The sequence below is a fragment of the Ferruginibacter paludis genome (assembly GCF_030409685.1).
GTDB classification, from domain to species: domain Bacteria; phylum Bacteroidota; class Bacteroidia; order Chitinophagales; family Chitinophagaceae; genus Ferruginibacter; species Ferruginibacter paludis.
Map to the genome: position 1 here is coordinate 355,241 of NZ_JAUFQJ010000001.1, position 16,151 is coordinate 371,391.

Annotated in this window: 11 protein-coding genes; all 11 read left to right on the forward strand. The window is 41.6% G+C overall.

Annotated elements, in window-relative coordinates; genetic code table 11:
• Positions 1-113: 113 nt before the first annotated feature.
• The 11 genes from QWZ08_RS01545 to QWZ08_RS01595 all read left to right on the forward strand — a co-directional run bounded on the left by QWZ08_RS01545 (position 114) and on the right by QWZ08_RS01595 (position 15,994).
• Entirely contained in the window at positions 114-623 is a 510-nt protein-coding gene (locus QWZ08_RS01545) for a P-loop nucleotide/nucleoside kinase family protein (RefSeq protein ID WP_290335416.1), read from the forward strand.
• Complete coding sequence (locus tag QWZ08_RS01550) at positions 604-1,662, forward strand: hypothetical protein (protein ID WP_290335417.1); 1,059 nt, start codon at positions 604-606, stop codon at positions 1,660-1,662. Before QWZ08_RS01545 ends, QWZ08_RS01550 begins: the two co-directional genes overlap by 20 nt.
• 364 nt (positions 1,663-2,026) lie before the next feature.
• Positions 2,027-2,680: a phage tail-like protein gene (locus QWZ08_RS01555; protein ID WP_290335418.1), complete on the forward strand. Its 654-nt coding sequence runs from the start codon at positions 2,027-2,029 to the stop codon at positions 2,678-2,680.
• A 54-nt stretch (positions 2,681-2,734) separates the two neighbouring features.
• Positions 2,735-3,679: a fibrobacter succinogenes major paralogous domain-containing protein gene (locus QWZ08_RS01560; protein ID WP_290335419.1), complete on the forward strand. Its 945-nt coding sequence runs from the start codon at positions 2,735-2,737 to the stop codon at positions 3,677-3,679.
• Between the two features lie 67 nt (positions 3,680-3,746).
• Entirely contained in the window at positions 3,747-5,285 is a 1,539-nt protein-coding gene (locus QWZ08_RS01565) for a fibrobacter succinogenes major paralogous domain-containing protein (protein WP_290335420.1), read from the forward strand.
• A gap of 32 nt (positions 5,286-5,317) precedes the next feature.
• Complete coding sequence (locus QWZ08_RS01570) at positions 5,318-6,268, forward strand: phage tail-like protein (RefSeq protein WP_290335421.1); 951 nt, start codon at positions 5,318-5,320, stop codon at positions 6,266-6,268.
• Between the two features lie 40 nt (positions 6,269-6,308).
• Positions 6,309-7,622, forward strand: coding sequence for an HYR domain-containing protein (locus QWZ08_RS01575; RefSeq protein ID WP_290335422.1), 1,314 nt, complete (start codon positions 6,309-6,311; stop codon positions 7,620-7,622).
• A gap of 462 nt (positions 7,623-8,084) precedes the next feature.
• Entirely contained in the window at positions 8,085-12,161 is a 4,077-nt protein-coding gene (locus QWZ08_RS01580; RefSeq protein WP_290335423.1) for a T9SS type A sorting domain-containing protein, read from the forward strand.
• 169 nt (positions 12,162-12,330) lie between these two features.
• Positions 12,331-12,675 (forward strand): YciI family protein, encoded by a 345-nt coding sequence (locus tag QWZ08_RS01585; RefSeq protein WP_290335424.1) that lies wholly within the window; start codon positions 12,331-12,333, stop codon positions 12,673-12,675.
• A gap of 11 nt (positions 12,676-12,686) precedes the next feature.
• Complete coding sequence (locus QWZ08_RS01590) at positions 12,687-13,952, forward strand: RNA polymerase sigma factor (protein WP_290335425.1); 1,266 nt, start codon at positions 12,687-12,689, stop codon at positions 13,950-13,952.
• Between the two features lie 197 nt (positions 13,953-14,149).
• The gene (locus QWZ08_RS01595) at positions 14,150-15,994 is read left to right on the forward strand and encodes an alpha-1,3-galactosidase-related protein (protein ID WP_290335426.1); all 1,845 of its coding nucleotides are present in this window, start codon (positions 14,150-14,152) and stop codon (positions 15,992-15,994) included.
• The last annotated feature ends 157 nt before the right edge of the window (positions 15,995-16,151 follow it).

A 16,151-nucleotide genomic window follows, 5' to 3' on the forward strand; every position in this document is an offset into this window, starting at 1 on the left:
AATAAAAGAATTTTTTTGCAAGGTTCAGGTGATGCGCAGAAGTTGACGGCGATGAATAAAGCAGACTACTTAACAACAAAAACTGCCGGTGTTGGCCGGTAAAAATTTGTGCAATGATAATTATTGTTTGTGGTTTACCGGGTTCGGGCAAAAGTTTTTTTGCAGCTAAACTGGCCGCAATGCTTAACTGCGGATATGTAAACAGCGATGCTGTAAGACAATTGGTTGTTAATGATAAAACATATGCTGAAAAAGAAAAATTGTCGGTGTACGACTCAATGCTGCAACAAATGAACCTTTACATTGCACAGGGCAAGAATGTAGTATTAGATGGTACGTTCTATAAGAAAAATATACGGGAACAGTTTAAGGCAGCAGCAAAAAATAAAGGCCGTGTTGTTTTTATTGAAGTAAAAGCAACTGAATATCTTATCCGGGAAAGAGTACAAAAAAAGCGACCAGACAGTGATGCTGATTTTGATGTGTATAAAAAAATAAAGAAGGAGTGGGAACCACTGGAAGAAGAACACCTGGTGCTGCAATCAACCAATGATAACCTTTGGAGAATGTTAAACAAAGCCGCGGCTTATATACAATTACAAGATGACAAAAGAACAAATTGATGTACTGGTTGCCGGGGGGAAATTTCCGGAGGCTGGTTGCCGGCCGGCTTTAAAAGAGACGCATATATCGTGGGTAATTTTATGCAACCAGCTGGTGTATAAAATTAAAAAGCCTATACAATATTCCTTTCTCGATTTCGCTACCATTGAAAAAAGAAAATTTTATTGCGAAAGGGAAATTGAACTCAATAGCAGGCTTACAGAAGATATTTATCTGGGTGTTAAAGCAATAAGAGAATTGAACGGCCATTTTATTATCGGCGGTGAAGTAGGTAATATAGCTGACTATGCTGTTGAGATGAAAAAGTTGCCTGATGAACTCCAAATGGACAGGTTATTGTATTCGGATAAGGTAAGTCCGCAGGATATAATAAATCTTGCAAAAAAAATCGCTGCCTTTCACAAAACGGCTGCTATCATTTATCAAAAAGATGCCCTGGATGTACAGGGAAAATTCAATGACCTCGTTGCGGAAAAAGATTTTTTAGAAGACAATATTGCAGGTAGCAGTACAATCATAAATAATGCCATTCACTTGTCTGATACATTTGTTGAGCAAAATAGAAACAATTTTGAAGCAAGGTTAAAAGCAGGTTTATTCAGGGATTGTCATGGTGACCTGCATTCGCGGAATATTTTTTTATTGCCTGCACCTGCGCCTTTTGACTGCATCGAATTCAATGATGATTTAAGACAAATTGATGTACTGAATGAAATCGCTTTTTTATGTATGGACCTGGATGCTTTTAACAGGAAAGATTTGTCGGATTTATTTTTTTATCATTATACCAATCTCTTTCCTGCCATACTCAAGCCTGCGGATAAAGCGCTTTTTGTGTATTACAAATGTTACCGTGCCAACATCCGTGCAAAAATCAACAGCCTGCGTGCCAGGAGTGCTACGGCTGAAGCGGATAAAAATAACGCCTTAAACGAAGCCGCGAAATACCTTGATTTGATGAATGGTTATGTTGAGCAGCTGCGGTCATATTTAAGCCGGCATGCTGACAGATCTGCAACACAAAAAAACGTCTATTAATTTTCTGCATAAAATAAATAACGCTTCTTTCTTAATCTGCCCCGTTAGTTTTCATGTTAATCGTAAATATCTGCAGCCATTTTTTTGATAACAACCGTTACCCAATGTAACCACTTTGCGCCGGTGATAACAGTCAAGAAAAAGACTGACGATGCTCATTCCTATTGGCACAATCTTTTTATTTTTTTGTAACACATTTTCAATTTCCCAGCTCGTACTGACTTTTCTTCAAATCCCCGCTGGGCTCATTATCTACTATATCAATTGTGTAATACCAAACCTCACAGGACAAGGCATTTTTATGCTTCGGAGAGAGGTAATAAATATTGTTTTAAAAATAACTGTCAAAGAAAAAACTATCAATATGAAAGCAACTAAAATGATTGTAACAGCATTGCTACTATTTGTAGCATTTGTTTCTAATGCGCAGGTAGGCATTGGAACCGCAACGCCGGCTTCATCTGCACAACTCGATGTAAGTTCTACCACAAAAGGATTTTTACCACCACGGATGACTTATGAGCAACGGTTGGCCATTGCCGCTCCGGACACAGGTTTAATGGTATGGTGTAAAAACTGTGGCAGTTTTGGCGAGCTGCAAATTTTTAACGGAACAAGGTGGACAAATACTGCCGGTAACCTTGTAGCTCCGATTCAAATGGGCGATAGGTATGGTGGCGGAATCGTGTATTCTACCTCGGATAACGGACAGCATGGATATATAGCCGCCCCGCAAAATCTGAGTTCTGTACTCTGGGAAGATGCGGCACAAGCATGCGCTGATTACAGAGGAGGAGGTTACACCGACTGGTTTTTTTCTACGACAGAGCAGGTAAGGGCCATGTTTTATTTTGATAAAATTTTTTCGCCGGGGAGCTTAGGTCTTGACGTTATCTGGGGCGGAACAGATGAACCCAATCTTGTATTGCTTTGGGCGATGAAGTATGGTCCACCGGGATACGTTTACGGGGGATTTTCTTATGGCAAGCAACCAGTTCGGCCAGTAAGGAAATTTTAAAAAGACTTTAATAGGATCAGGGCTTCAATTTATTTCAACAAAAAGATGTCAATTATGAAACAATTCTTTCAAATTAACAGCTATTCAATCATCTCAATTACCTTACTCTTGTTTTTGGCAATAACAACAAAAGCTCAGGTAGGTATTGGAATTGCCAACCCGGCAGCCTCTGCACAACTGGATGTAAGTTCTACATCCAAAGGCTTTTTACCACCCAGAATGACTCAAACAGAAAGAAATGCCATTACATCCCCGGTGCCGGGCTTAATGATCTGGTGTAAAGACTGCGGAGTATTGGGCGAAATACAAGTTTACAATGGAGGTATTTGGACCAATATGATGGGTGGCTATCCTGCAGCTCCGCTTCCACCTACCGTAACAATTGGTACACAGGAGTGGATGACAAAAAACCTGGACGTGGTAACTTATAGAAATGGAGATACCATACCAGAAGTTACAGATGGTGCAATTTGGGCCAGCCTGACTACAGGTGCGTGGTGTTACTATAACAATGATCCGGCAAATGGAGTTGTTTTTGGAAAATTATACAACAGGTATGCAGTGGTTGACCCAAGAGGATTAGCGCCGTCAGGCTGGCGGGTACCTTATAACAGCGACTGGGAAACTTTATCCGGCAGCTTAGGAGGACAAGCGGTAGCGGCCGGTAAAATGAGAGCCACCATCTTATGGAATAGTTTGTATACAGGATCAACAAATGAAAGTGGATTTACCGGCTTGCCAGGTGGCAGACGTGAAGAAGATGGAACCTTCAGCAATATTGGTAAAGGCTGTACATGGTGGAGTCAGACAAGTTATGAACAATATGCATTAGGCCAATGGGTTCTCTGGAACTACGCCTATACACTTTCTCAGGATTTTATAATTGGTCTTATTAATGCCGGGTATGGTATAATTAACAGATCGGCATTTCCTCAAACCTCTGAGTTCTTTCCGGATCCCGTACAATATGGTTATTCCGTCCGTTGCATCAGGGAATAAATTATTACATCACGGTACTTTGTAGATACAAATACAAAGATTGAAATAAAATATAAAACAGACAATCATGAAAAATTTAGGCAAAATGAAAACGATTGTATTTTTTTTAGCTGCTTTTTTGGTTGAGGCTGCAACAGTAGACGCGCAGGTTGGCATTGGAACAGCAACGCCTGTAACGTCTGCGCAGTTAGATGTAAGTTCTACCACCAAAGGATTGCTGCCTCCGCGTATGACACAGGCGCAGCGAAATGCCATTTCAAATCCTGCAGCCGGATTAATGATTTGGTGCAAAGACTGCGGCGTACTTGGTGAAATACAAGTATGTAACGGAGGTGCCTGGATGAACATGGCTGGGAGCTACCCGGCTTTGCCAATACCAGCCAGTGTAGTTATAGGTGAACAGGAATGGACGACCAGGAACCTAGATGTAACAACATATCGGAATGGCGATACCATACCAATGGTTACGGATACCGCAACATGGAATAATTTAAAAACCGGTGCCTGGTGCTATTATAATAATGATCCTGCAATGGGTGAGTTGTATGGTAAATTATATAATTGGTATGCAGTAACTGATACCAGGGGCTTAGCTCCCCAGGGCTGGAACATACCAGAGGGATTTCAGGGAAGTGATTGGCAGGATCTGATAAGCTATTTGGGGAGCGCCACAGACGCAGCTGCTAAAACGCGGGCTACTACTTTATGGAATATTGCGGCTAAGGATATTGCCAACGTAAGCGGCTTTACAGGCCTCCCTGGAGGTCAACGAAATACAGATGGCTCTTTTAGTGGCATTGGTAACACAGCAACGTGGTGGAGTGCAGCGACCTTTGGTTATCATGGTCATATGGGAGTGGGTTTTGACGGTATATATGCCAGTACTCTTGGAGTGGATTTTATCCGCTTCGGGCTTTCTTATTCAGTCGTTAATGTTGGCAATAACGGCCTGCCTTTTACAACTCTTTATCCAGTGAAGAATTATGGATTTTCTGTTCGTTGTGTAAGGGCCAAAAGCGTTAAAATAGGGAACGCTGAATGGATGCAAACCAATTTAAATGTATCAGAATATAAGAATGGATATCCTATACCGGAGGTTGAAAATCCAGCTGTATGGGATACTTTGACTACTGGCGCATGGTGCTATTACCAGGGTTCGTCTCTCAATGGGGCTATCTATGGCAAGTTATACAATTGGTATGCTGTACACGACCCCAGGGGATTGGCTCCGGATGGCTGGCATGTGGCAAGCGATGATGAATGGACCACCCTAACAAATAATTTAGGCGGCGCAACTGTGCCGTTTCCGGCTGGGGGCTATGAAATAAAAATTGCAGGAGGAAAATTGAAAGAAGCCGGTACTGCGCATTGGACCAGCCCCAATACGGATGCCACCAATAGTAGTGGCTTTGGGGCTTTACCAGGAGGTAAAATTGAGCCTGATGGAACATTTAAATCTATTAAAAACGTAGGAACATGGTGGACATCTTCTGAAGTAAATGCTACCAATGCATGGTACCGGGAAGCCCACTTCGAAAATGGCAGCATTTATAAATGGGACTGGACAAAGACAGCTGGTTTTTCCGTTCGTTGTGTAAGGGATTAAATCATTGTCTCGTCAACAAAACTTTATCAATCATGAAAAATTTCAACGAAATGAAGGCGATTACAATCTTTCGACTTCAAGAATTTCTAACACCTAAAAGATTAAACAAAAAGAAAGCTGTTGAAATAGTATTAGCATGTTTTCTCCTGTTTGCGGCAGGTATAACAAACGCACAAGTTGGCATTGGAACAGCAACGCCAGCAGCATCTGCACAGCTGGATCTGAGTTCTACAAAAAAAGGATTTCTTCCACCTCGAATGACACGAGTTCAGCGAGACTCCATTGATTCTCCCGCGGAAGGACTTTTGATATATCAACTAGATAGTATTGCCGGTATGTACTGTTATTCGGTGGGAAGTTGGAAATTATTATCCGAAAATATAAATGGAAAAAAAAGTATTCCTGTACTAATTACCCAGGATGATTTTTCATCAGGAGATTTAAAAAATTTTTGGAAGGTATTTTTAGCAGGGAATGGCGCTATTGAAAGAAACACAAATGGAACTATAGCTTTGGCCACGGGAGGAACAAAATTTGCTAGTCCGAATATTGCGGAACTTTATTCAACTAATCAAAAATCGGTTAATGAAGGTACACTTGTTTTTACAGCCGTAGTTTGGACTTATCGGGATCCAGCCACAGATGGAGTTCTATCGAGAGGCTTGGCTAGTGGCACAGATCGGAATAATGCCATTGAATTTATTAATATTGATGGAACTACCATACAGGCTAGAACTGTTTCAGGAGGATCCGCTACAGTAACCAATTTTTCCATTGGAGCTTCAGTCTCAAATTTCTATAGTTATACAATCATTGCATCCAAATTAAAAGTTGAATTTTATTTGGACGGCGTTTTAATAGCTACTCATACCACTAATATTCCAAGCGTACTTTTGAATATGTATTTTGATGCAAGTACAGGATTAATTGGTAGCAATATTCCACATGTTATTGACTATGCTAAATTTGAAATAGTGCCATAGAATTCTTCTAAAACTTTCACACACTAATAACTTATCAATCATGAAAAAAATAATATTCTCTATACTGACTTGTACGGCAGTTTTTTTACCAAAAATTTTGCACGCACAAATCCTAACTGTATCTCCCGGCACTGATATGACAATTAAACCCGGTACCGTTTTCTCTGCCGATAGTCTTGTGCTCATTCCGTCGGCCGACTTTACCATTAGTAATACAACATTGAATAAAAGTGCTATAGTAACACATGCATTACCCAATCCGCATATCGCGAGGGTGTATCAATTCGATAATACCAGCAAGCCTTTCAGCGGATCAATACAAATTAATTACCTGGATGCTGAACTAAAAGGCATTGCGGAAAATCTGCTGGAACTTAACGTACACAACGGAACAGCATGGAAAGCTTTTGCGCCTGCTAACCGGGATGCAGTAAATAATTTCGTACTTACTGCATCCCTTAATTGTATACCGTTAAATGAATTAACGCTGGCAGCGGAATGCGCTCCTCCCAAAATACAATGCCCGGCAAATATTGTGGTTAACGCCAACCCTAACCGTTGCGATGCAACGGTGCAGTTTGATTTGCCGGTGGTAACAGATGCTTGCGGAAACGCTTCGCTGGCACAAATTGCAGGACTGGGCAGCGGTGCTGCTTTTCCGGTTGGTTGTACTATCAACAGGTTTGTTGCTACCGGCCCCACCGGAAAAACAGATACCTGCAGTTTTAGTGTAACGGTAAAAGATATCACGCCACCAAACATTACAGGGATAAAGCCCACTCCGGATGTACTTTGGCCCGCCAACCATCAAATGACTGCTGTAACAGTTAACTACAACAGTTGGGATAATTGTGGCAGCGTTAGCAGTTCACTGTCTGTGACCAGCAATGAGCCAGTAAGCGGAACCGGTAACGGAGATACAGCGCCAGACTGGATAGTGCTGGATAATCATCACCTGCAACTACGGGCTGAAAGAAGTGGCAATGGCAATGGAAGAACCTATACCATTTCCATCTCCAGTACAGATGCTTCGGGCAATACAACTATAGAAAAAACGAAGGTGCTGGTGCCGCATGACAAAAATGGCCATGACGGAGATGAAGATCATCACCATCATTTCGATTGTAAAATACTGCCTAATCCAAGCAGCCATTACTTTACTATTGAGGTAAGCTCAAACTCTGCCGAAAAAGTGGAAGCTGTTTTGCTTGATCTGAATGGAAGACGGATTTCAAAATTAAATACCGTAAAAAATAGCACGCTCCGGTTTGGCGAAGATTTAAGGCCAGGCGTATATATGGTTCAGATAACCCAGGGAGATCAGCAAAAAATAATGAAAGTGATTAAGCAGTAGTTGCTATCATTTAATGCCTCCTGATATTTCAGGAGGCATTTTTTTGAAAACATCAAAGCCATAGCTGACTTAGGTTTTAATTTAAAAAACACAGTAATTATCTGTTTGCTTCCTAACGGAATAATAGCTCGTAAGCCATTCGGGTACAATATTTCATAATTATATAGCGCAATGACTCATAGCACTGCATCCTGGAGTTGTAAGCCACGACTCAATGGCCTTCCATGCCCGCGATCAATCTCAGGAAACCTGGTCTTTTAGTCATGCATTTTTATCGTCGTTTAATGACCTAAAGATTGGTTGCTGTATTTCCAGAAAAGACAGGGCCGCCGGTAGGGTGTCACTGCCAGCACCTAATTACAATCAATCTTTTTGCTGCCGGTAGTCATTTACAGTTGTGTTTTGGCCGGATAATTTTATACCGGTTTATGAACTATATCTTCTCCCATAAAATAAGAAAAAATGAAACGAATACTTTTGCTCCTGATGACCAGTATAATAATTTCAGGTACACAATTTGTCTTTTCACAAATATGGAATGGTTCTGTAAATACTAACTGGAATACTGCCGCCAACTGGACGCCTGCTATAGTACCTGATGCAACAGGAAATGTAATTATTCCCGGGTCAATAGCCGGTAACAGGTGGCCAGTGCTGGTATCAAATACTACAGTTAACAGTATCAATATGCAGAACGGCAGCCAGCTGGATGTTAATGGTTTTGCACTTGCATTAAACAGTATTAACAGTTACAATTATTTTACCGGCGCAATATTAAATAACAGCAATGAGGCGACAGATATTGTAATTGATATTAACACTGGCTCAGGAGGGTATATTACTAATTTTAACAGCAATACTGTTAACGATAATATTACTTTTAATCTCACCGGCGCCAACCAATTCAACGAAGGCACAGCTGCCCCGGCCAATGAGTACAACGGCAACGTCAGTTTCAATATCAACGGTATAATGCCTGTTTACATCAGCTATGCGTCTGCTTCTCGATATAATGGCAATCTTGCGGTAGCCCGTACCGTTGGTGGTGGCACAAGCCTGTTTAATGCAGGGGCTGACATTACCGGCAATTTTGTGTTTATCAATAACGCAGGATCAGCTACCGGTATGGGAAACAATGCGGTTAGAACCAGTATTGCGGGCACAATAAATATTACTGCAACTTATCCTTCTCCTGGCTTGTTTGAAATGCACCATATCGTGAACGAAACCGGTGGTGGCATGATTGATGTTCAAAATCCGAAGGGATTTACAGTGCAGCTGGATACTTTGTCTTTGGCGTCATTAAGCATTACCGGATACAAGGACAATGAATATGCAAGGCTATTTAATAATGCTATTGCCGGCAATGTAACAATTGCTGATGATGCCAGTTATGCCGGTGGCTATGCCACTTATATCCGAAACAATAAAATAACGGGTAACAGCAATTTTTCGAACAATGGACATAATATTTTTTATGAAGGTGATGGTGCTGCAACAGCAAATGTTTACAATGGTAATGTTGCCTTTAACAGTGGAGGGAGTGCCGATGTATACATTTCTCACCTCGATGCATTGCATTGTACAGGTAGTCTTAGCATCATTCGCACGGTCGCAGGGCAAACAGTGGCGTTTAATGCAGGCGCAGATATCGGCGGAAATTTTACGTATACCAATAACACCGCAGGCAATACCTATTTCGGTAACATTGCTGCCAAAACCACTATTGGCGGAACTATTAATATTACGGCAGCTTATTCAACGCCGGATGTTTTTGTGCTGCAGCATGTCATCAATCAAACCGCGGGAGGCAGTATCACCGTCAGCAGCCCCAGGGGATTTAATCTTGGTAACGATACTTTGTCAGTAAGCGCTTTGAGCATTACAGGCTATCGGGGCAGCGAATATGGCCGGTTGTTGAATAATGCGATCTCTGGTAATGTAACTATTGCTGACGATACTACTTACGGCAGTGGGTATGCTACGTACCTTCGCAATAATAAAATAACGGGTAACAGCAGTTTCGTCAATAACGGACACAATCCACTTTATGAAAGTGATATCGCAGCTTCCGAAAATGTATATACAGGCAATGTTGTTTTTAATAGCGGAGGTATTGCCAATGTATTTATTTCCCACGGGGCTGCATTGCAATGCTCAGGCAATTTGACCATTAACCGAACCGTAGCGGGACAAACCATGGCATTCAACGCTGGAGGAACTATCGGTGGAAACTTCACGTATATAAATAATGCTGCGGGTAATACTTTTTTAGGGAATGTTGCCGCTAATACAACTGTCGGGGGACTCCTGAATATTACCTCAAATTATGCAACACCAGATGCTTTTGAGTTGCAACGTTTTATTAATAAAACCAGTGGTGGCGGCATTGTTGTCAGCAACTCCAAGGGTTTTAATTTGCTGAGTGATACTTTGTCAGTAAGCGCTGTAAACATTACCGGCTACCGTGGCAGCCAATACGGTCGTTTGTTTAACAATACTATTTCCGGCGATGTAACCATCGCTGATGACACCAGTTATGGAGGTGGATATGCAACTTACATCCGAAATAATGTAATAACAGGTAACAGTAATTTTTCCAATAACGGGCATAATCCTTTTTACGAAGGTGATGTTACTGCAGCAGGAAATGTTTATGCAGGGAATGTAACTTTTAACAGCGGCGGCATTGGGGCTATATATATTTCTCATCTGGATGCATTGCAATGTGGCGGCAATCTTGCCATTAATCGTACGGTCGCCGGACAAACCGTTGCTTTCAATGCGGGGGGTACGATTAATGGAAATTTTACCTATACCAATCATACCGCAGGCGATACCTATTTTGGAAATGTGGCTGCTAAAACCAGTGTTGGCGGCATTGTAAATATTGCTGCAAGTTATACCACACCTAACCTGTTTATACTCCATCGTATGATCAATCAAACGGGCGGAGGTAGTATTGCTGTGCAAAATTCTGCAGGCTTTAGCTTGCAAAATGATACGCTGGCGGTCAATATAAACGTTACCGGATACCGGGGAAACGCGTATGGCTATTTCTTAAAAAATAAAATTACCGGTAACGTTACAACCGCTGATGATGCCAGTTATGCGGGTGGCTACGGTTCTTATTTTCGCAGCAATTCCATAACAGGTAATACGAGTATCAGTAACAACGGCAGCAACTTCTTGCTGGATGCAGATGGGAGTGGTTTGGGAAACAAATATTTGGGAAGTATTTCTTACGCCACGAATGGTGGAACAATCAATGTTGGAGCCGGTGATTTTGACGAGATCGGTGCAAACTTCAGTTTGAGTTCAGCAGCAGGGATAACATTGGGTAAAATTACATTTACGGGCACTGCCAATGGAACGGTTGAACAATCCGGAACACAACCTATCAGTATTGCTGAACTTACCATGCAAAAAGCCGGTACCGGAAAAATAACGCTGAACGATGCCGTCAATATCAGTAACAATGTAATTTTTGCCAGCGGTATCATAACCAGCAGCACAGGTAAGGAAATGATTTTTTCAGACAACAGCAATTACACCAGTGCAAGCGATGCCAGTTTTGTCGACGGGCCGGTAATAAAAAACGGCAACGAGGCATTTGTATTTCCTGTAGGAAAACTTAATCTGTTTGCACCCATTGCAGTAACGGCACCGGCATTGGCAACCGATGCATTCAGCGCCGAATATTTTCATCAGACTGTACAAAGCGCGGGCTTAGATACAATACAACACGATGCCACTATCAATCACCTGAGCCGCATGGAATACTGGTTACTCAACCGGACCGCCGGCACTGCCACACCTAAAGTTACATTGTACTGGAAAGCACCGAGAAGCGGAACGGTAGATGCCATCAGTAATTTAAAAGTAGCCCGTTGGAATGGCGCCGCCTGGAAAGATGAGGGGAATGGCTTTACCACCGGTACGGTTACAGAAGGTACTGTGCAATCGCTGAGTGGGATAACAAATTTTAGCCCGTTTACAATAGCTTCAGGAACTACCGATAATCCGTTGCCGGTAAAATTTATTTCATTCAATGCCAGTCTGCGTGGCAACATTGTTTTATTGCAATGGGAAACAGGGGAGGAGATTAACAATAATTATTTTGAAGTACAGGGAAGCACCGTTACCGGCGACTGGATAAAAATACAGGTACTGTCACCACAGCAGTCGCATAAATATGTTGCTGCAGATAATTCAGTTTTACCGGGGTTGTATTACTACCGAATCAAACAAACCGATGCCAATGGCAGTTACAGTTACAGCGACGTAAGAGCAGTGAACGTAAAACAAACTACACCATTGTTGATCTGGCCCAATCCAGTTTCCAGGACATTGTTTGTCAAAACGCCTTTTGCAAAAGGAACGATTGAAATTACCGACTTTACAGGAAGGCTTGTAAAGAAACAAATTGTGACGAATGCTATTACCACTATCCCGGTTGAAACATTGGTCCATGGTTTATATACAGTACGTTTAATACAGCGTGGGCAAACCTTTGAAGAAAAATTTTTAAAGGAGTAAAATAGTTAAACGGGTATTTATATTCTACATACCCCATACTATAAAGGAAGTGCTATTGCCACAACGCTTAATGCTGAAAATAATAGTTAATTTTAAAATAGTCTGCATGATATGTCCAGATTTTAAATGCTCAGTCGTCATTCGCTTTTAACAATTAAAATTTTCAGCAATGAAAGAATTCTTATTGATTTTCAGAATGCAGGTGGATGCGAATGCAGTGCCGCCATCGCCCGAACAAATGCAGGCATCAATGAAACAATGGCAGGACTGGTTGGGCGGACTTGCCGCACAAAATAAATTGTCAGCAGCGGGTAACCGTTTAGGAATGGAAGGCAGCGTAGTAAAGCCCGCTGGTGTGGTAACGAATGGCCCTTATGTTGAAATAACAGAAGTCATAGGTGGTTACAGCATCATAAAAGCTGATACAATGGAAGAAGCTGCCGGACTGGCTAAAGGCTGTCCTATACTGTCGGTAAACGGTAATGTAGAAGTGAGACAAATTATGACGATGTAACAAAATTAAAAATGCCTCTGCAGCATTGCGGAGGCATTTTATTTATGGAAGAAAATGAGCTGATACCACACTTATTCAGAACCGAGTACAGGAAGATAATCGCTGTGCTCTGTAAATTATTTGGCATTGAACACATCGAAATTGCCGAGGATATTACCAGTGATACGTTTTTGCGGGCATCGGAATTATGGGGTATAAAAGGCATCCCTGAAAATCCGACGGCCTGGTTATATTCTGTTGCGAAAAATAAAACGAAGGATTACCTGAAGCATCATTCCCTCTTCTCTCAAAAAATAGCAAAGGACATTCAATACAATACAATCACGGCAGATGAAATAGAAATTGATCTTTCAGGTAAAAATATAAATGATAGTGAGCTGGCTATGATGTTTGCCATTTGCGATCCCTGTATTAACGCTGAAGCACAGATAGGGCTTGCATTAAGCCTGCTCTGCGGGTTTGGAGCAGAAGAAATTGCAGATGCATTTTTAACCAATAAAGAAGTGATTTATAAACGGCTTACCCGGGCTAAACAGAAGCTGAAAACACAATGTATTCAAATAGCCGGGCCTGGTGCAGACGACATTAATAGCCGGCTGCCGCTGGTGCTCGTTACGTTGTATCTATTGTTTAATGAAGGCTATTATTCAGCTTCCCAAAATAGTGCGTTGCGAAAAGATTTTTGTGTGGAAGCCATGCGGCTTACTTTATTGCTTGCAGAAAATGATACAACTGCAAAACCTGAAGTACATGCGTTACTGGCTTTGATGTGTTTTCATGCGTCGAGGTTTGAAGCAAGGCTCAATCAAGAGGCAGAAATTATTTTGTACGAAGACCAGGATGAAACCCTCTGGAACCGGGAGCTGATTGACAGGGGCCGGTATTATTTAAACCTGGCGTCAAGAGGGACAGATGTTACCAAATATCACCTGGAAGCAGCCATTGCCTGGTGGCATACCAATAAAGAAGATACGCATGAAAAATGGGAGGGCATCTTGCAACTCTATAACAAATTATTGCAAACAGCTTATTCTCCCATTGCCGCATTAAACAGAACCTATGCCCTTGCCAAAGCCAATGGAAAAGAACAGGCCATTGCTGAAGCAGAAAAACTGCAACTGAGCAGCAACCATCTCTATCATTCACTACTCGGAAACTTGTATACCGGCCTGGATAATAAAAGAGCAGTACAACATTATCAAACAGCCATCGGCCTAACCAAATCAAGAACAGTAAAGGCCGCTCTCACACAAACTATGAACCGGCTTATGTATTGAAATCATTGGCTACTTTTCACCCGGTTAATTCATTTTATTAATTACAACTATCGCCCGGTTATTTTTAAATACATTCTTAAAAAATGTTGAGGTTTTAAATTGATAAACTATTAATAGATTTGTTTGCAAGAACTGTAAAATAAAACAGCATAATAAATTTACACCAGACCGGTTGCGTAACTGCTCAAACCTTTAAAATGAAACAAAAGATTGCACTCTGTTTACTAACATCACTCATTTTTTTTAATACACTCATTGCACAGGATACTGTTAGTGTTGCCGGATTTGGCTATAAACCCGACTCAAGAATAAATGCAGTTCCTTTTGTACAAAAGGCAATTGCTGCCTGTAAAAAAAATGGCACTAAGGTATTGGTATTCCCCAAAGGCCGCTACGATTTTTGGCCCCAGTACGTTGCGGAAAAATTGTATTACGAATCCAACACAGATGTTATACCGTTTCGCCGTTGCCCTAATTTATTTGAAGGGGTGAACAATTTAATGGTGGACTGCAGTGGCAGCGAATTTATATTTCACGACAGGATGCAGCCTTTTACCATTGACAACTGCAACAACATCACCATCCGCAATGTTAGCATTGACTGGGATATTCCATTGACTGCCCAGGCACAAATTATGGTGGTAACAAATGAATACATAGATATTGCCATCAATGCAACTGAATCTCCTTTTATAATTGAAAAGGGTAAACTGGTATTTGTTGGAGAAGGCTGGAAAAGCGAATGGTGGGGCGTAATGGAATTTGATAAAGTAACAAAACTGGTAGCGCCCGGCACAGGCGACGAAGGCTGTCTTGGCGGAGGCTATGATGGTTACACAGCCGCTATTCTACATGATGGATTGGTAAGGCTTAACTATAATTTTAAACGTAAGCCTGCAGTTGGAAACTACTTGGTGTTAAGACACAGCGCCCGCGATCATGCCGGTACATTTATTACCGGTAGTAAAAATGTGACCATTGAAAACATGAACATGTATCACAATGCCGGGCTCGGAATTTTAAGCCAGTATTCAGAAAACCTGACTTTTAGAAAAGTAAGCGTTGTACCCAATCCTGCTAAAGACCGCATACTGAGCGGTCATGATGACGGGTTGCATTTTTCCAACTGCAAGGGACAAATTACGGTAGACAGTTGCCGGTTCGCAGCCCTGATGGATGACCCGGTTAATGTACATGGTACAAGCGTACAGATCATTGAAAAACTGGGGGATAAAAAATTGTTGTGCAAACTGATGCATGAACAAAGCATCGGTTTTACCTGGGCAAACGCAGGGGAGAAGGTTGGCTTTATTGAAAACGAAGCCATGAATACTTTTGCGACGGGCATCGTAGAATCATGGAAAGCAAGAGACTCCGTGCTTTTTGAAATTAGTTTTAAAGAGGCTTTACCAGCGGCGCTTGCAGCGGGAGATGCGTTGGAGAATTTGACCTGGGTGCCCGACGTGCTGATAAAAAATAGTTTCTTCGGCAGTAACCGTGCCCGCGGTATTTTAATGTCTACTCCGGGTAAAGTGGTGATTGAAAATAATGTGTTTGAATCCAGTGGTTCGGCCATCTTAATTCCCGGAGACGCCAATGGCTGGTTTGAAAGTGGTGCTGTAAAAGATGTGACTATCCGTAATAATACTTTTAATGATCCCTGTCTGACTTCGATGTACCAGTTTTTCGAAGGCATCATCAGTATTGATCCTGAAATACCGAAGATGGATATTGCCAAGCCATTTCACCGCAACATACGGATAGAAGGGAATACTTTTAACCCGTTTGATTATCCTGTACTGTATGCCAAATCAACCGAAGGTTTGTATTTCAATAACAACATTATCCGTCGCTCCAACAGGTTTACGCCATTTCACAAACGGCAGTTTATGATTACGCTGGAAGCCTGTAAAAAAATAGAAATTGCCGGCAACAAACTGGAAGGAGATGTGTTGGGGAAAAATATACGGTTGGTGGGCACGCCGGTTTCATCAGTTAAACTGGGGGAAAAGCAGGGTATTGTTATTGCTGGTAAACAGTGAGGTTATTTACAGCCCGGCATTCATCTGGCTATTATTTTTTACAAATATTTTGGCTGCTTCAACACATTTAATTCCGGCAAAAAATTTTACTTTCACATTGAATTTGATCACTGGTTATTCATCGCCATTTGATAGTTGCATAACATAAAACGATTGG

What these genes read in the sequence shown, in the direction of transcription:
- QWZ08_RS01545 (WP_290335416.1), top strand. Translation starts at nt 114, where the DNA reads ATGATAATTATTGTTTGTGGTTTACCGGGTTCGGGCAAAAGTTTTTTT.
- QWZ08_RS01575 (WP_290335422.1), top strand. Translation starts at nt 6,309, where the DNA reads ATGAAAAAAATAATATTCTCTATACTGACTTGTACGGCAGTTTTTTTA.
- QWZ08_RS01595 (WP_290335426.1), top strand. Translation starts at nt 14,150, where the DNA reads ATGAAACAAAAGATTGCACTCTGTTTACTAACATCACTCATTTTTTTT.
- QWZ08_RS01570 (WP_290335421.1), top strand. Translation starts at nt 5,318, where the DNA reads ATGAAAAATTTCAACGAAATGAAGGCGATTACAATCTTTCGACTTCAA.
- QWZ08_RS01560 (WP_290335419.1), top strand. Translation starts at nt 2,735, where the DNA reads ATGAAACAATTCTTTCAAATTAACAGCTATTCAATCATCTCAATTACC.
- QWZ08_RS01580 (WP_290335423.1), top strand. Translation starts at nt 8,085, where the DNA reads ATGAAACGAATACTTTTGCTCCTGATGACCAGTATAATAATTTCAGGT.
- QWZ08_RS01585 (WP_290335424.1), top strand. Translation starts at nt 12,331, where the DNA reads ATGAAAGAATTCTTATTGATTTTCAGAATGCAGGTGGATGCGAATGCA.
- QWZ08_RS01565 (WP_290335420.1), top strand. Translation starts at nt 3,747, where the DNA reads ATGAAAAATTTAGGCAAAATGAAAACGATTGTATTTTTTTTAGCTGCT.
- QWZ08_RS01555 (WP_290335418.1), top strand. Translation starts at nt 2,027, where the DNA reads ATGAAAGCAACTAAAATGATTGTAACAGCATTGCTACTATTTGTAGCA.
- QWZ08_RS01550 (WP_290335417.1), top strand. Translation starts at nt 604, where the DNA reads ATGACAAAAGAACAAATTGATGTACTGGTTGCCGGGGGGAAATTTCCG.
- QWZ08_RS01590 (WP_290335425.1), top strand. Translation starts at nt 12,687, where the DNA reads ATGCCTCTGCAGCATTGCGGAGGCATTTTATTTATGGAAGAAAATGAG.